We start from the raw sequence: 15350 nt of genomic DNA, 5'->3' as shown, positions 1-15350 counted from the left end.
CCGGCGCCAATCGCCTGCCCTCGCGGGAGTTTTAGCCATGACCGACGATCAAAAGCATTTGCCTTCTGAACTCGACCAGAGAGGGCCATCACCCGGCTGGCCTGATCCACTGGACAGCTTAGCTGCCGAATCCATGCGCAATCGAAACTCTGATGTCGACCTCACCGATATGTTCAACCTGTTCGACCAGATGGAACGGGAAATACGAGCGCATCGCAAGGAACATGTCGCTTCATTGACGCATAACCCACCGCACCAGACGCTTTTGCGGGTTGCCGTAGCCGACGCACTTGAGAAGGAGATAGATCGCCAGCTTTCAGAAGGCGGCGGCTACCCCGAACTTGCGGACGTTGCGATCCGAGCTATGGCACCCTCACCACAAACGATGGAAGACATCCATCGCGAACAGATGGAGCGGCCGCGCTTGAAGCCGGCTACGCCGCCCTCACCACGGGTGAAGCCGCTCGAATGGAGAGCGCTGGATGTAACGGATCGCGAAGCGGCCGTAGCGGACAGCATCCTCGGAAAATGGGAAGTCTGGTATTTCCCAGGTGGAAAAACGTACATCACGAAGCCTGGCGAGCATCAGGGCACGGTCTATGAGGATGGCTACGAGGAGGCAAAAGCCTATCTTGAGCGTGTCTACCAGCGCCGGATTGCACCTGCTCTCACCACGGAGGGCCAGCCATGAGCATGACCGCCGATCATATCCTTGACGCGCTGGTTTCCATCAGCGGCGACAAGATCTGGGCCACCGAGGTTCCATTCCGCGGATCGACGACGCGCATCGACTTCTGGACCTTGGAGCCGACCCGATCCGCTGGATTTCGTGCGACTAGCTACGAGATCAAGGTTTCCCGACAGGACTTCAAGCGCGACAGCGAAGAGAAGCAGACAGGCGCGCTGCGCCATTCCGACCGCTTCATCTACGTGACCCCGCCGGGCCTCCTGACGAAGCTGGACGTGCCGCCGTGGGCCGGCCTCATCGAATGGGACGGTTCTACATGGCGCGTCGTGAAGCGGCCACCCCGCCTGTCGAAGGCCGAGGAACCCGGATGGGGCTTGCTCGTCGACATCCTGCGAAACAGCGGCCAGTGCCGGCGAGACATCGCCATCATGACCCTGCGCATTCAGATGGCCGAACGCCAGGCGCGGCAGAACATCGGCCAGCACGCATTCGGCTTTTCTACCCATTCCCGTTGGAACCAGCGCTTCGCCTATCGCGCCCTGCAGGACGATCGCACCTTGCCGACCATCAAAATGAGGAGCGGATCATGACCGACAAAATCAAACTGTGGTTCTTCCGCGACCTGAACGACGAACAGCGTCTGAAACTGTTCGGCCTATTCGGTTTGCCGGTAGATGAAATCGGCCCCAACCATGGCTGGCAGTCGGTCGCTTTGAAGCACATTGCGCAAAAACTCGTCGAGATGATCCGGGGCGAGGCCAGCCCCTCACCGTCACCGAAGGCAGACGGCACCATTCCTGAAGCTGCCTTGCGCGCCGCACAGGCTGCTTGGCAGGAAGCTGACGACAAGATCCTGAAAACCGATGCGTATGTCGTCATCGCCAGGGCCATGATGGCCTTCGCTGCCTCGCCCCAACCACAAATGGAGGTGACGTACACGCAGGCCGAATGCGATGAAATGTGCGAGATTGCCAAGCGCGACGGCTACGAAGAAGCCGTGCAGGACATCGACCAGAAGACGGGCGGCGATGGCGAGTATCGTTACTGCCTAGGCATGGAAGACGACATTCGTCACCAGCCCGATGCGGCGACCATGATCCAGCGCATCGTTGATCGTTTCGAAATCCTCAACCTTCTGGACAACGCGACCAAGACCGGCCGCGATCAGCCAGACGACGCGCCGCCCTCACCACAAATGGAGGGCAAGAGCAATGAAGCTTAATGCCGCTGAAAAGAAATGGCTTGCAGATCGGCAAGCCATCCTCGACGCCTGCCCTTCCAAGCGTCTCGGCTTCTACACAATCGGCGATCCAGCCGTGACCGTTTATGACGGGAGCAAAGAGCGCGCCATCAACGATATCCAGTCCCGCAACGAACGTTTGGATTTCGGCGCCGCCGTTGCGGCAGCGGGAGCGGATATCAACGGCGGCACTGTGTATGTTCGCTTCCCTTCATGCGTTCACTCGGTAGCGGGGTGATGACCATGGCCGATAACCAGAACCCATCCCCTGCACCGAGGGCGATGGGTCTACCTGTGGACAACCAGCCTGTTAATAACGGGGAAAGCGGGGATTGATGGCGAACAGCGTTGATCTGAACCGCAATGTGCCGCGCCTTGGGCTGAACCGGCTTGAGGTCGCGATGGCGCTCGGGGTGAGCGCAAACACGGTGGATGCCATGGTTGAGGAGGGTTTTCTTCCGAGGCCACGCAAATGGCACACCCGCAAAGTTTGGCTTGTCGCGGATGTCGTCGCAGCGATAGCTTCGTGGCCGGAAGAAGGAACCAAGGTAGAGGAAGGCGCTGACGACGGTGATGACTGGCGGGCGTCTGCATGAACGACGTGGCCAATGTAGACCTGCCGTATGTTGAGACGAACAAAAGTCGTCACAAGACGATCCGGTATTATTTGCGGATCGATGGCAAACGCATCTGCCGGCTGCCGAATGATATCAACAGCGAAGAATTCTCAATCGAGTATTGGAAGGCCCGAAGGGCGGCCGAAAGCTACCTAAAAAGGGAGGAGCCGGCAAAACGGCTTGCTCATCTTTCCGTTAAGCCGAACAGCTTTCAATGGCTGTGCATGGCTTACATGAAGGATATGGCCTTCACCAGCTTGGATGTGACGACGCAGGCTCGTCGCCGGTCGATCATGGAATCAATGTGGGAAGAGCGGCTTGGACCGAAGGACGATCGCCGGTTCGGCGACATGCCCATGAACCGCATGGATGTGGCCAACATAACGGCACTGCGCGACAGAAAGCAAAATGTCCCGTTCGCGGCCGACGAACGCTTGAAGGTTCTCCGACAGGTGATGGACCTCAAGCGACCTGACGGGAAGCCATTTGTGGCGAACCACGCCAGATTGGTGGAACCATTCAAAGTCCGCTCCGATGGGCACGCCACAGCAACGCCGGAAGAACTCGAAAGATTCATCGCCCATCACGGCACTCAATCTAAGGCCGTTCTCTACCTGGCTCTCGGGATGTATACCGGCCTGCGTGTATCGGACTTGGCTGTCCTTGGCCCCCAGCATCGCCGCAGGGATGCGCTCCGACTGCGCCTGTTCAAGAACAGGAACCGGACGCCGGTTGATATCGAGTTGATCATCCACCCCATTCTTGAGGCGGTACTAGCTTCACACAAGATCACCGACCTCACCTATTTGGTGACCGAGTACGGGAAGCCGTTCAGCGTCAAGGGCCTCGGTAACAGGATTTCAGACTGGTTCCGTCAAGCGGACATGCCTCATCTCACCTCCCATTCGGTGCGTAAGGGAGCGGCAACAGACGCCGCCCACAATGAGGCGACGGACAGCATGCTTGAGGCTATGTTCGGCTGGAAAGATGGAAAGACATCGAAGATCTACACCCGCCAGGCTGAGCGGGCGCGGCTTGCCAGACAGACCGTCGCCAAGATAAATTGGGACGGTATCGGTACAAAGCTTCTGCCGATCGACGATGACGGAAAAGGTGTGGCGCGGTGTGGCGGCGCGGACTGAAATCATTCACTATTTAAATTAGCGCCGTGTGGCACATTGCGCTCTTAAGAGTATGTGATCATTGACATTGGGAGGACCGGGCGAGGCCTCCATCCCCTTCCTGAGCAATACGACTTACACCTGATATCGATGCCACCCGCCTTATTTCCACGGTCGGCGTCCGAATCATGTTTCATCCCATCGCAGCGACCGGGCGTGGCCGGATGCAGAGCAACGATACCAAAGGCGGAGATTGCCGAGTGCTCAAGTTTTTGAAACGCCTCAAGAGCAGGTGGCGCGGATCGACGATCCGCAACCCGCATATCCGCGTCGGGCGGCATACCTATGGGGTCGGATCGGAAAATGCCTTTCGGGCAACCGCGAACTCGCCGCTCACCATCGGCGCGTTCTGTTCCGTCGCCAAGGACGTGCTGTTTCTCTGCCATGCCGGCGGCCACGATTTGAAGGCCGCATCGGTGTTTCCAATCCACCGTGTCCTGCTGCAGGACAGAAGCCGTGATCTGCCACATGGCAAGGCGGGCATTTCGGTCGGCAATGACGTCTGGATCGGCCGCGGCGCCATGGTTCTTCCAGGCGTCACGATCGGCGACGGGGCGGTGATCGGCGCCGGTTCGGTGGTGACGAAGGACGTGCCGCCCTATGGGGTGGTTGCCGGCAATCCGGCCAGACCGATCCGCATGAGGACATCGGAAGACTATATCCGCCAGATGCTGGCAATCCGCTGGTGGGACTGGAGCGACGAGAGGATACGCAGCGAAGCCGAAAACCTCGCCGGACCTATCGAGGCATTCGTCGACCGCCATCTCGCCACCAGCGCCTCCCCTGAGGCCAACTGAGGCCATTACCGGCCAGACTACGGGCCATCGGATATCCCACGCTCCGCCGTGGCCTTGGGCCATCGCGGCAGACCAGGTCCGCCACCACATTCCTGTCCGATCATCTTTCCGGCACCCGCCTAATTTTTTTGGCGATTTGGCGGAACCATGACCGTCCTCGCCCGTTCTAAGCGCCGCAATGAAGGTGCTATAATGAGCGACAGACAATTTGACGACCAGATCATCTGGTCGGAGCCGGTGCGGGTTCGCGTCGGTTACGGTTTTGCCGAAACGATCAGAGGGCCTCGCGAAGCGCTCGATTACCTCAACTGGCGCTGGCCGGTGCGCGAGGGCGTTTATTACATGAAGGCACTCAAGGAATGTGCCGCATCGCTGCAGCGGCAGATCCCGCTCGACAGGGTGCGCGAGACATTCGTTCTGGCGAGCATCGAGGCGAAGATGCTCGGCTGAACGGCCAGCGCATCGACCGCTCGCGTCTTTAACCTATCGTTTACGGTCCCTGTTGAACCATTTTTCAGATGGTTTGGCTATTCATGTCCATGTCGGCGATGTTGCCGCGAGTACCTTTTTATTCAAGAAGGATCGCCATGACGGCGATGATTGACATGAAGCTGACCCTTTCAGACGCCTTTGCTGCGTTCGCCGCTATCATATCGTTTTCCAGCATCCTCTATGTCCTGCATGTCGTGGTCGCGCTGTTCTGACCGGCATGTCCGATTTTTGCTGACATAGAGCGCCCGCCTCGCCAAAGGCTGCGCAGCCGCCCGGCTGCGTCCTTTTGCCGGCATTCAATGGTTTTGCATCACTTCCTCGTCAGTGATAATATGCAGATGTACCGGTGTGGGAGACGCCGGTCACAGCAATGCATAAGGAGGAGACCGAGATGCATTACCTGGATTTTTTCACGTCCATAAATCCGTTCGTGCTCGGCGTGCTGGCCGTCGTGGTGATCTGCGGCGTTTATGATCGCTGGATCGAGACACACCACAAGTAGAAAATACGGATCACAGGCCGTATCCTGCTGCGCGATTTCCCGCAAAAGTAAGCCGTTCGGCTTTGATTGATCAGCGGATGCTGTTATCCCTGTCACTCCCATGAGGCGACAGGGAGAGTGATGTTGCACGACACGTCGGACTTTCAGGATACGAATACGTCGCTCAGCGAGACATTGCGGCAGCTGATCGGCAGTATCGAGGGGCCGAGCGTCACCTTGCGCCAGTTGATGCAGCGCATCGGCGAACAGGGGCTGCTGCTCGTGTGCGCCTTGGCCGCCCTTCCTTTTCTCATTCCGGTTTCCATTCCGGGCGTCAGCACGGTGTTCGGAGCGGCGATTATCCTTGTCAGCATCGCAATCACGCTGAACCGGATGCCTTGGCTTCCTGCCAGGATACTCGATCGCCGGCTCGATACGCAAAAGTTGCTGCCGGCACTGCAAAAGGGTGCCAACCTCGTCTCACGCCTCGATCGTTACCTCAAACCGCGCCTGACGGCATTTACGACGGGCGTGACGGTCAATCGCGTGAACGGACTTGCCATCACGCTGGCTGGCGTGCTGCTGATGTTTCCGCTCGGCCTCATTCCGTTTTCCAATACCCTGCCCGGCATCGCGATCCTGCTTCTGGCCGCCGGCATTCTTCAGCGCGACGGCGCAATCGTGCTCGGCGGACATCTCTTCAACGTCATAACGATCGTCTATTTTGCGGCACTCGCCTACGCAGCCTTCAGTGCAGGCCAGGGCCTCGCCAGCTTTTTCAGCTGATCCCATCACGGACACGGTTACGGACATCACCAGCCGCGACTTACGGGATCACTGCAGGTTTAATCTCAGCTGGATACCTTTCGGGATATAGGGCTTTCGCAGCGTTGCGATCTGCACGCGCTCGTAAACTTCCCGACGTTGCTGGTCCTGGCGCTCCCGCAAAGCACGGGATGCTGCCACAAGAGCCAAGGCACGTTCTGCGACTTCATCGGCACGTCTCATATGCACCTCCATCTTGTTCTCTATATGTTCCATTTCCATGCATGAAAGTCAAGAGGCATGCGTCGCGGGCTGCAGGACCGAAATCAGGGATCTAAAAACGATCGGCATGCGTGGGATGAGGAGGAGAGCTGGCCGGACGACGGGGCTAAAGCGGCGTTGCGTTGCCGATAGCGAAATGTGTCTGGAAATGAAAACGCCTGCTTCCATATTGAATGGAAACAGGCGTTTGAATTTGGCTCCCCGGGCCGGATTCGAACCGGCGACCTGTCGATTAACAGTCGAATGCTCTACCGCTGAGCTACCAGGGAACACAGCGTCGCTGCGTGTGCGGCGGGTAATACAAATGCTTTTCCGATTTGCCAAGCGATTTTTCGAAAAAAATCAAACTAACTTGCGTAATCCCCAACTCCTCACCATCTGCCGGTTAAGAAAAAGCATTGGAGGAAGCCTGGCCTGATGGTGGAAACACGGCAAACACGGCGGTTCGGCATCGATCCGCGCAGCGGCAAACTGGTTCTCGGCTCGTGGCACATTCCCATGCCGCGTTCGCGGGCCGGTCGCATCGGCATCGGTTCGGCGCTGATGGTCGGCGGTACGCTCGGCTTCCTGCCCGTGCTCGGCTTCTGGATGCTGCCTCTGGGTGTCGTGGTACTGTCGAACGACATATCCTTCATCCGCCGCCGCCGCCGGCGCATGGCCGTCTGGTGGGCACGGCGGCGCGCACGCCGGGCCGCCGCATCCGACAAGCCGCAGAGAGGCTGAAACAGGCGACAGCATGCCGCGGCGAGATCGCCCGACGGCCAGCAAAGAATTCATGGTGCGATAACAACTTGAGGTGTAGTCTCCACGGTGTTCAAGGCAAATCACTGGGAGGATGGTTCATGCCGCAGGCACATTGGCAAAAGCCGGTACAGGTTGCATTCGGAAATCTCGGTACGGAGGTGGTCACCTGCCCCTCCGAAGCATTGGCAGTGCTTGCCGATCGCTGGCCGGATCTGCGCGGGCCGCATTTCGTCAAGGCACGCAGCTTCTGCCGGGCAGCGCTCGACGGGCGCCGCACGCCGGAAGAAGCAAGACAGCAGTTCGAGCAGGCCGTCAGCGAGGCACAGCTGCACGTCAACTGACGGTCGGCATCGCAGACAGCAATTGACAGGGCCGGCAAGCACATACGGGTTTGCGGGTGGACAAATGCCCATGGGGCGCTCCGGACATGCGAGCCGGAGCGTTTCCCGTCTATAGTCCCAATATATCCGCGACGACCCTGACGGCCGGACCGCTCAAGGCGATCGGCGCCATCAGCACCGAGAAGCACAGGCATGGCGCATCGGCACCGGCCACGGGACGGTGAACGATGGTTTCGTCGGCCACGGAGACATGGCCTTGCGTGAATGCACCCCTGTGATCGTGAAACTCGCCGTTGAGAACCAGCGTCAGCTCCAGCCCGCGATGGCGATGATGCGGCAGGGCGCGGCCAGGCTTTGCCCATAACAGGCTCGCCTCCATGCCGTCAGACTTTTCGATCACATGCTGTTTGAGACCGGGAAGCTTGTTCTTCCAAGGAACCCCATCGAGATCCGTGCCGGCATAGGACCTGAGGAAACGCGGCAGATGCGGATTTTCATCCGCCGGCGCCAGCGTCCTGGGGGTGTCCTGCGGCGATGATTCGAAAATCGCCTTTAATCTTTCAGCCGCAGCCGACAGAGGGTTCGGCACCTCCATGTCGAGGCTCTGGCCGGCAAGATCATCGAGCCTATCCGCCATCCTTGCGGATGACGAATGCATCTCCAGATGAGAGCCCATGAGGATATGCGCCGGCTCCGGCAGACAACCGGCGACGTAATGCGCAATCAGAAAATCGAGCCGTTCGAGATTTAGCAACATGTCTATCGTCAAATCTAGCGGCAACAGTCCACAACGTAAAGATGGTAGATTTCAGGGGTACGCTCGGGCGGCACTGACGCAGAAGGAGAGCCCCTGCATGGTTCGGGAAGATGATTTCCTGCGGGATTGACGACCGGGAACGGATTTTCTTGCGCAGACAAGCTTGCCGGTGGAAAAGACGCAGCTTAAGTCTGGAAAAAAAGGCGCGTTTTCATGACCCCCTATCCCAACGTCATCGATATCATCGGCAACACTCCCCTGATCCGGCTCAAGGCCGCATCTGACGAGACGGGCTGCGAGATCCTCGGCAAGGCCGAATTTCTCAATCCCGGCCAGTCGGTGAAGGACAGGGCGGCGCTGTTCATCATCCGCGATGCCGAACGCCGTGGGTTGCTGAAGCCCGGCGGCGTGATCGTCGAAGGCACGGCCGGCAATACCGGCATCGGGCTGACGCTGGTCGCCAAGGCGCTCGGCTACCGGACGGTGATCGTCATTCCGGAAACGCAGAGCCAGGAGAAGAAGGATGCGCTGCGGCTTCTCGGCGCGGAACTGGTCGAGGTCCCGGCGGTTCCCTACAAGAACCCGAACAATTACGTGAAAGTGTCCGGGCGGCTTGCCGAGCAATTGGCAAAGACCGAACCAGCCGGCGCGATCTGGGCCAACCAGTTCGACAATGTCGCCAATCGCCAGGCCCATATCGAAACGACGGCACCGGAAATTTTCCAGCAGACCGGCGGCAAGGTCGACGGTTTCATCTGCTCGGTCGGTTCCGGCGGCACGCTGGTCGGCACGGCGATGGGGTTGCGGGCGAAGAACCCCGGCATCAAGATCGGTATTGCCGATCCTGAAGGCGCGGCACTTTACGAGTTCTACGCCCATGGCGAATTGAAGTCGGAAGGCAATTCGATCACCGAAGGCATCGGCCAGGGCCGCATCACCGCCAATCTCGAGGGTTTTACGCCGGACTTTTCCTACCGCATTCCGGACGCGGAAGCCCTGCCTTACATTTTCGATCTGGTCGAGACCGAAGGGCTTTGCCTTGGCGGCTCGTCGGGCATCAACATTGCCGGCGCGATCCGGCTGGCGAAGGATTTGGGGCCGGGCCATACGGTGGTCACCGTTCTCTGCGACTATGGCAACCGCTACCAGTCAAAGCTGTTCAATCCCGACTTCCTCAAGTCGAAGGGGCTGCCAGTGCCGCCATGGCTGACGCAGAAGCGGCATATCGCCGTGCCGTTCGAAACCGCCTGAGCGAAATTCGCGAGTCATACATGTCTTCCCAGCTCCTTTACCGCGACGATTTTTATCTCGCCTCGACGGACGCGGTCGTGACCGTCGTCCATGAGGATGGTGGGCTCGAATTCGACCGCACCTGTTTTTATGCGACATCCGGCGGGCAACCCGGCGACACTGGGTTTCTCGACCGGGCCGACGGGACGCGTATCCTGCTTAACCAGGCGCGGCATGGAGCGACAAAGGACATCGTCATCCATGTGCCGCTCGAAGGCCAGCCGCAGCCGGTGGTCGGCGAGACGGTGGTATTGCAGATCGACTGGCCGCGCCGTTTCAACCTAATGCGGATGCATACGGCCTGCCATCTGCTGTCGGTCGTCTGCCAATATCCGATCACCGGTGCAGCCGTCGGCGAGGAAGAGTCGCGCGTCGATTTCGACATGACGGAGACGATCGACAGACACGAGGTCACGGCAAAGCTGATGGCACTGGTCGAGGCGGACCATCCGATTTATCTGCAATGGATCACCGACGCGGAACTGGCGGCCAATCCGGGTATCGTCAAGTCGAAGAACGTGCGGCCGCCGGTCGGGCTCGGGCGGGTCAGCCTCGTCTGCATCGGGGAAAATTCCAGCGTTGACAGCCAGCCCTGCGGCGGCACACATGTGGCGCGCACCAGCGAAGTCGGCGCCATCCACATCGCCAAGATCGAGAAAAAGGGCAAGGAGAACCGCCGCTTCCGGATCCGGTTCGGCGATCCCGCGCCAGACGCCTGACGATCACGGCGTGACAAACCGGGACATGGCGCGCACGGCCGTGAACCAAAAAGCCTGAAGAGAATTGGGAGGCATCCGATGACCGAAAAAAGCCGTTTCGTGGTTTCGTCCGAGTGGCTGGAGGCCGAGCTCGGCGCGTCTGACCTCAAAGTCGTCGATGCTTCCTTTTACCTGCCGGCGCAGGGCCGCGATGCCGATGCCGAATATGCCGCCGGCCATATTCCGGGCGCCATCCGTTTCGACCATGACAGGATCGCCGACCATTCCACCGGCCTGCCGCATATGGTTCCGACGCCAGAATTCTTTGCCGATGCGGTCGGCAAGCTCGGCATCTGCGAAAACGACCGGATCGTCGTTTATGACGGTCCGGGAATATTTTCGGCGCCGCGCGGCTGGTGGCTGTTTCGCGTCATGGGGGCCACCCAGGTCTTCGTGCTCGATGGCGGGCTGGATGGCTGGAAGGCCGAGGGACGGACGCTGGAGACCGCAACTCCTGCCCCATCAGCTGCGACCTTCAAGGCGGACCTTCGCCTCGACAAGGTGATCGATTTTCGCGAGATGCTGTCGATCGTCGTCGACGGCAAACGACAGATCGCCGATGCGCGGAGCGGGGCACGATTTGCCGCAACCGAGCTGGAAACCCGACCCGGCCTGCGCTCTGGCCATATGCCGGGTGCCCGCAGCCTTCCCTCGGGCACGTTTTCGGTTAATGGCAAGCTGAGGAGCCTGCCGGAACTGCGCCAGGCGATCGAGGATGCCGGCATCGATTTCGGCCAGCCGATCGTCACCAGCTGCGGATCGGGCATTACCGCGGCGATCATCACGCTGGCGCTCGAATCGCTCGGGCACGAGGACAATGCGCTTTATGACGGTTCATGGACCGAGTGGGGCGCACGCGACGAGGCACCGGTGGTGACCGGCCCTGCGGACGCACGATAGGTCAGGACGTTTCGATGGCGAAGAAACCCGTTCCGCAGACCGTTCATGTCACCCGGCTCGACATGACGGCACCGCCCAGGGCGAGCCTGCCGGTGCCGGTCAACGTGCAGACGGCGATCATGCGCACGCCGGAGATACCGCTGCATTTCTACCGCTATCTCTACCGGCAGATCGGCAAGCGCTGGCAATGGTATGAACGGCTGCGGATGAGCAATGACGAGCTGACGGCGGTGATCCACGCCAAGAACGTGTCGATCTGCGTTCTTTATGTCGATGGTGCTCCTTCGGGTTTCTTCGAGCTTGCACAACAGGCCGACGACGTGATGGAGCTTTCCTATTTCGGCCTGTTCGAGCGCGCGATGGGGCTTGGCATCGGCAAATGGTTCCTGCTGCAGGCTCTTTATGCCGCATGGCAGGACAATCCGTCGAAAGTGACGGTGACCACCAATAATCTCGACCATCCGCGCGCCCTGCAACTTTACCAGATGATGGGATTTTCGCCGGTGGGCACCAGCGAAGGGCTGATCCTGCCGATGACGGATGCCGAACTTTTCAAGGCAATCGACGGATAGTCCGATCCTGCAGGTTTCGGGTGGCGGCCGGGTCAAATCACCGCCATCAGATGGGGTCTCGAACCGAAGGAGACCCTCATGCCTGTAATCCCCATGTCCGCAATCCCTCCTGCAATCCGTTTCAAAGCCATGCCGACCGCCGATGCCGAGAGGCTGTGGAACGGCGGCCGCGATGCCTATGCAAATGCGCCGGAGACAAAGGTTTCCGATGGCAGCGGTTATCCCTGCCGCCATTGCCTGAACAATATCGATTCCGGCGAAGCTCTGCTGGTTCTGGCTTATCGCCCCTTCCCCGCATTGCAGCCCTATGCCGAAACCGGGCCGATCTTCCTGCACGCGACGCCCTGCCGGCGTTATGCCTGCGAGGAGGAATTGCCGCCGATGCTCGAAAGTCCCGACTATATCGTCCGCGGTTACGGGCGCGACGACCGGATCGTCTATGGCAGCGGCGCGGTGACACCAACGGCGATCATCCGGGAAAGGGCAATGGAACTGTTCGAGCGGCCGGATATCGCCTATTTGCATGTGCGTTCGGCGCGCAACAATTGCTACCAGTGCCGGATCGACAGGTCTCTCGTTGCCGATTTCGCCGATGCCGGGGCGGGTATCTGAGCGAGAAACCGCAAGGCATCGTGACGGGTATGGCGCCGGTTGTAGCGCCTGCCGTGTTCGGAAAAGGCTGCGAGGTTCAATGCGTTGCAGCAGCAGCACAGCGTCCTCCCTTGGCGATCCCGTTTTTTTTCAGGTCGGCCGGGGCACGTCGGGTGCCTCGAATTGATTTTTTATAAAATGACACACGGCGTGTCCCGTTCGGTGTGTTTTTCCGCGCAACTCCGGTCCGTCTGCGGCGATCCGGGACTTATGCCCTTGCGGGCTGCCTGGACCGGTATGTGTGCGACACACGCACCGCCCCCTTGCTCAGGAGAGGCAGACCATTTTCTGCGCGGCCCCCGGTTGCCGCCTGCATAAGGGCGGTTTGCCGGATCACCGGCCCCGCCTCGCCGGTTATGCGGACCGCTGTAGCCGAAGCGGAACGAGGTGATTTTAGGCATGGGTTGAGAGAGAGGGATGGCAGCGGAGGCAATTGGTTGAAATTGCTCAGGCAGGGTGACGAAAAATCCCCAATGCGAGGCAGATTCAAAGCAAACCGGCTGATACCTCTGCTCTGCGCACAAAGTCTCCCTCTGGCCTGCCGGCCATCTCCCCCACAAGGGGGAGAAGACTCGTGGCGCTCGCCTGCCTCGATTTGGCTTAGACGGCTCGGCTAGGTTAAGCCCTCCCCTTGTGGGGAGGGCTTGGGAGGGTCTTTTCGCAGGACCGGTGAGCGCCTTGCAGCACTCCAGAAGACCGGATCAATCCCGGCCTTCTTCGCCTTCGCCATCCTTGCCATCGAGATCCTCGGCCACCTGCAGAAGAAGTCGGACGATGTCGCCTGCCTTCTTCTGATCCCCCGACAGTTTTCCGGCGATGACTTCTCGAAGGTTGAGGAGTGCGGCATCGACGCTGCGCGGCAGGTCCGGGCCTCTTTCCTTCTGCTGATGGCGTTCGCTTTTTTCCTGCCGCTGCTTGATGTGCTCGGCGAGCTCGGAAAGCCGGTCGAGAATGGTCGTGGCAAAACTGCGGTTTTCGTCGAGATGGGCACGGCCCTCCTCGGTGATGGCATAACGCTTCTTGTTGCCATCGGGCTCGGAGACCACATAACCGGCTTCTTCGAGATAGGTCAGCGTCGGATAAACGACGCCCGGGCTCGGGGCATAAAACCCGTAGGTCATTTCCTCGATATGCCGGATGATCTCGTAGCCGTGGCGCGGCTCCTTTTCGATCAGGGCGAGAACCAGAAGACGCAGATCACCCTGCATCAGGAAGCGGCCGATGCGGCCATCCCCGTCGTCACCGAAACCGCGACCGCCCGGACCACCACCGCCCGGCCCGCCATGCGGACCACCGCGGCCGCCGCGACCCGGACCGCCAAAACCGCGGCCGAACGGGCCACCGCGCATCGCGAAGATTTCCTCGAAACCCCTGTGGCCGCCCTTGCGGCCTCCATGTTCGCCGCATCCATCGCGGCCATCAAACCTGTGTCCAAACATTTCTGCCTCCTTAAGACTGTCTTTCGATATATCTAAAGGTAGTCGATCGGATTTTCCCGCACAAGATGTTCGATATATCTAAATCATATCGGATTGAATTTGCTGACAGAAAAACGCCGGACGCGCACGGCCGGCGTTCTATCGGCTGGAATTTCAGCCGGATCAGGCGACGTTCAGAAGCTTTTCCGCCGCGAAGGCCTCGTAACCGAGGGCCTCTGCGACGGCACTATTGGTCACCCTGCCCTTGTGAACATTGAGGCCGTTGCGCAGATGCCGATCCTCGGCAATTGCCCGCAGGCCGCGGTCGGCCAGTGCAAGGCCATGCTGCAGCGTGGCGTTGTTGAGCGCATGGGTCGAGGTGACAGGTACTGCGCCCGGCATATTGGCAACGCAATAATGGACGATGCCGTCGACCTCATAGGTCGGATTGGAATGGGTCGTGGCATGCGAGGTCTCGAAGCAGCCGCCCTGATCGATCGCGACATCGACCATGACCGCGCCCTTTTTCATGCCCGACAACATTTCACGGGTGACCAGCTTTGGCGCGGCCGCACCCGGAATCAGGACTGCGCCGATAACCAGATCGGCGGAAAAGACTTCTTCCTCCAGCGCATCGATGGTCGAATAGCGGGTATGGACGCGGCCGGCAAACAGGTCGTCCAGTTGGCGCAGGCGCGGCAGCGAACGATCGATGATCGAGACATCGGCGCCGAGGCCGGCCGCCATTCTGGCCGCATGCAGGCCGACGACACCGCCGCCCAGCACCACGACCTTGGCCGGCAGCACGCCGGGTACGCCGCCGAGCAGGATGCCGAGGCCACCATTGGCCTTTTGCAGGGCGGTGGCGCCTGCCTGGATCGCCAGACGGCCGGCAACTTCCGACATCGGCGCCAGAAGCGGCAGGCCGCCGCGTTCGTCGGTGACGGTCTCGTAGGCGACGCCGGTGACGCCGGAGGCAAGCAACCCCCTGGTCTGTTCCGGATCGGGCGCCAGATGCAGATAGGTATAGAGGATCTGGCCATCGCGAAGCTCAGCCCACTCCGCCGGCTGCGGTTCCTTGACCTTTACCACCATGTCGGATTTTTCGAAGATATCTTTCGAGCTGGCGACAATCCTTGCGCCGGCGGCCTGATAGGCGGCGTCATCGGCACCGATGCCGGCGCCGGCCTTCGTTTCGATCAGCACGTCATGGCCGTGGGCCACATATTCGCGCACGGCACCGGGGGTCAGGCCGACACGATATTCATGGTTCTTGATTTCCTTTGGGCATCCGACACGCATGCAGCATTCCTCTCTTTTATCATGGCATCCGCCAGTTGTTTCTTGCCGGGCAAGCACACCAGAAAAGCGACAGA

Annotated in this window: 20 protein-coding genes and 1 tRNA gene; 16 read left to right on the top strand and 5 right to left on the bottom strand. The window is 59.9% G+C overall.

What is annotated here, in order from left to right; genetic code table 11:
* Positions 1-37: 37 nt before the first annotated feature.
* The 9 genes from AC2GXZ_RS13305 to AC2GXZ_RS13265 all read left to right on the top strand — a co-directional run bounded on the left by AC2GXZ_RS13305 (position 38) and on the right by AC2GXZ_RS13265 (position 6282).
* Positions 38-691, top strand: a complete 654-nt coding sequence (locus AC2GXZ_RS13305) for a hypothetical protein (protein WP_483759643.1) — start codon at positions 38-40, stop codon at positions 689-691.
* A gap of 2 nt (positions 692-693) precedes the next feature.
* Positions 694-1278: a hypothetical protein gene (locus AC2GXZ_RS13300; protein ID WP_483759642.1), complete on the top strand. Its 585-nt coding sequence runs from the start codon at positions 694-696 to the stop codon at positions 1276-1278.
* Entirely contained in the window at positions 1275-1910 is a 636-nt protein-coding gene (locus tag AC2GXZ_RS13295; RefSeq protein WP_483759641.1) for a hypothetical protein, read from the top strand. The genes AC2GXZ_RS13300 and AC2GXZ_RS13295 overlap by 4 nt, the downstream gene beginning before the upstream one ends.
* Positions 1900-2166, top strand: a complete 267-nt coding sequence (locus AC2GXZ_RS13290; protein ID WP_483759640.1) for a hypothetical protein — start codon at positions 1900-1902, stop codon at positions 2164-2166. Before AC2GXZ_RS13295 ends, AC2GXZ_RS13290 begins: the two co-directional genes overlap by 11 nt.
* 97 nt (positions 2167-2263) lie before the next feature.
* Positions 2264-2524 (top strand): helix-turn-helix transcriptional regulator, encoded by a 261-nt coding sequence (locus AC2GXZ_RS13285; RefSeq protein ID WP_483759639.1) that lies wholly within the window; start codon positions 2264-2266, stop codon positions 2522-2524.
* The gene (locus AC2GXZ_RS13280; protein WP_483759638.1) at positions 2521-3687 is read left to right on the top strand and encodes a tyrosine-type recombinase/integrase; all 1167 of its coding nucleotides are present in this window, start codon (positions 2521-2523) and stop codon (positions 3685-3687) included. Before AC2GXZ_RS13285 ends, AC2GXZ_RS13280 begins: the two co-directional genes overlap by 4 nt.
* A gap of 239 nt (positions 3688-3926) precedes the next feature.
* Positions 3927-4523: a CatB-related O-acetyltransferase gene (locus AC2GXZ_RS13275; RefSeq protein ID WP_483759637.1), complete on the top strand. Its 597-nt coding sequence runs from the start codon at positions 3927-3929 to the stop codon at positions 4521-4523.
* A gap of 192 nt (positions 4524-4715) precedes the next feature.
* Complete coding sequence (locus tag AC2GXZ_RS13270) at positions 4716-4973, top strand: DUF982 domain-containing protein (RefSeq protein ID WP_483759636.1); 258 nt, start codon at positions 4716-4718, stop codon at positions 4971-4973.
* Between the two features lie 664 nt (positions 4974-5637).
* Entirely contained in the window at positions 5638-6282 is a 645-nt protein-coding gene (locus AC2GXZ_RS13265) for an exopolysaccharide biosynthesis protein (protein WP_483759635.1), read from the top strand.
* Between the two features lie 48 nt (positions 6283-6330).
* Here AC2GXZ_RS13265 and AC2GXZ_RS13260 read toward each other — a convergent pair whose 3' ends face one another.
* Both AC2GXZ_RS13260 and AC2GXZ_RS13255 read right to left on the bottom strand, forming a co-directional pair.
* The gene (locus AC2GXZ_RS13260) at positions 6331-6504 is read right to left on the bottom strand and encodes a hypothetical protein (RefSeq protein ID WP_483759634.1); all 174 of its coding nucleotides are present in this window, start codon (positions 6502-6504) and stop codon (positions 6331-6333) included.
* Between the two features lie 233 nt (positions 6505-6737).
* Positions 6738-6812, bottom strand: a tRNA-Asn gene (locus AC2GXZ_RS13255).
* A 148-nt stretch (positions 6813-6960) separates the two neighbouring features.
* Here AC2GXZ_RS13255 and AC2GXZ_RS13250 point away from each other — a divergent pair.
* Both AC2GXZ_RS13250 and AC2GXZ_RS13245 read left to right on the top strand, forming a co-directional pair.
* Positions 6961-7266 (top strand): hypothetical protein, encoded by a 306-nt coding sequence (locus tag AC2GXZ_RS13250; RefSeq protein ID WP_483759633.1) that lies wholly within the window; start codon positions 6961-6963, stop codon positions 7264-7266.
* Positions 7267-7385: 119 nt separating this feature from the next.
* Positions 7386-7628 carry a DUF982 domain-containing protein gene (locus AC2GXZ_RS13245; protein WP_483759632.1) on the top strand — a complete coding sequence of 81 codons (243 nt, stop codon included), beginning with the start codon at positions 7386-7388 and terminating at the stop codon, positions 7626-7628.
* Positions 7629-7737: 109 nt separating this feature from the next.
* Here AC2GXZ_RS13245 and AC2GXZ_RS13240 read toward each other — a convergent pair whose 3' ends face one another.
* On the bottom strand, positions 7738-8385 hold the full coding sequence (locus AC2GXZ_RS13240; RefSeq protein ID WP_483759631.1) for a cupin domain-containing protein: 648 nt from the start codon (positions 8383-8385) through the stop codon (positions 7738-7740).
* 213 nt (positions 8386-8598) lie between these two features.
* Here AC2GXZ_RS13240 and AC2GXZ_RS13235 point away from each other — a divergent pair, with 213 nt between their 5' ends.
* The 5 genes from AC2GXZ_RS13235 (at position 8599) to AC2GXZ_RS13215 (ending at position 12517) form a co-directional block, all read left to right on the top strand.
* The gene (locus AC2GXZ_RS13235) at positions 8599-9636 is read left to right on the top strand and encodes a cysteine synthase A (protein ID WP_483759630.1); all 1038 of its coding nucleotides are present in this window, start codon (positions 8599-8601) and stop codon (positions 9634-9636) included.
* Between the two features lie 20 nt (positions 9637-9656).
* Positions 9657-10394 carry an alanyl-tRNA editing protein gene (locus AC2GXZ_RS13230; RefSeq protein ID WP_483759629.1) on the top strand — a complete coding sequence of 246 codons (738 nt, stop codon included), beginning with the start codon at positions 9657-9659 and terminating at the stop codon, positions 10392-10394.
* 78 nt (positions 10395-10472) lie between these two features.
* Positions 10473-11333, top strand: coding sequence for a 3-mercaptopyruvate sulfurtransferase (gene sseA / locus AC2GXZ_RS13225; protein ID WP_483759628.1), 861 nt, complete (start codon positions 10473-10475; stop codon positions 11331-11333).
* A gap of 14 nt (positions 11334-11347) precedes the next feature.
* On the top strand, positions 11348-11905 hold the full coding sequence (locus tag AC2GXZ_RS13220) for a GNAT family N-acetyltransferase (protein ID WP_483759627.1): 558 nt from the start codon (positions 11348-11350) through the stop codon (positions 11903-11905).
* A gap of 78 nt (positions 11906-11983) precedes the next feature.
* Positions 11984-12517, top strand: a complete 534-nt coding sequence (locus AC2GXZ_RS13215; protein WP_483759626.1) for a DUF1203 domain-containing protein — start codon at positions 11984-11986, stop codon at positions 12515-12517.
* Positions 12518-13257: 740 nt separating this feature from the next.
* On the opposite strand, the gene AC2GXZ_RS13210 is transcribed toward AC2GXZ_RS13215, so the two are convergent.
* Positions 13258-13995 carry a PadR family transcriptional regulator gene (locus AC2GXZ_RS13210; protein WP_483759625.1) on the bottom strand — a complete coding sequence of 246 codons (738 nt, stop codon included), beginning with the start codon at positions 13993-13995 and terminating at the stop codon, positions 13258-13260.
* Between the two features lie 162 nt (positions 13996-14157).
* The gene (gene ald / locus AC2GXZ_RS13205) at positions 14158-15276 is read right to left on the bottom strand and encodes an alanine dehydrogenase (protein ID WP_483759624.1); all 1119 of its coding nucleotides are present in this window, start codon (positions 15274-15276) and stop codon (positions 14158-14160) included.
* Positions 15277-15350: the final 74 nt, after the last annotated feature.

This window comes from Aliirhizobium sp. YIM B11859, assembly GCF_057163345.1.
The sequence above is the reverse complement of the archived record's forward strand: the minus strand, read 5'-3'. Positions and strand labels throughout refer to the sequence as shown.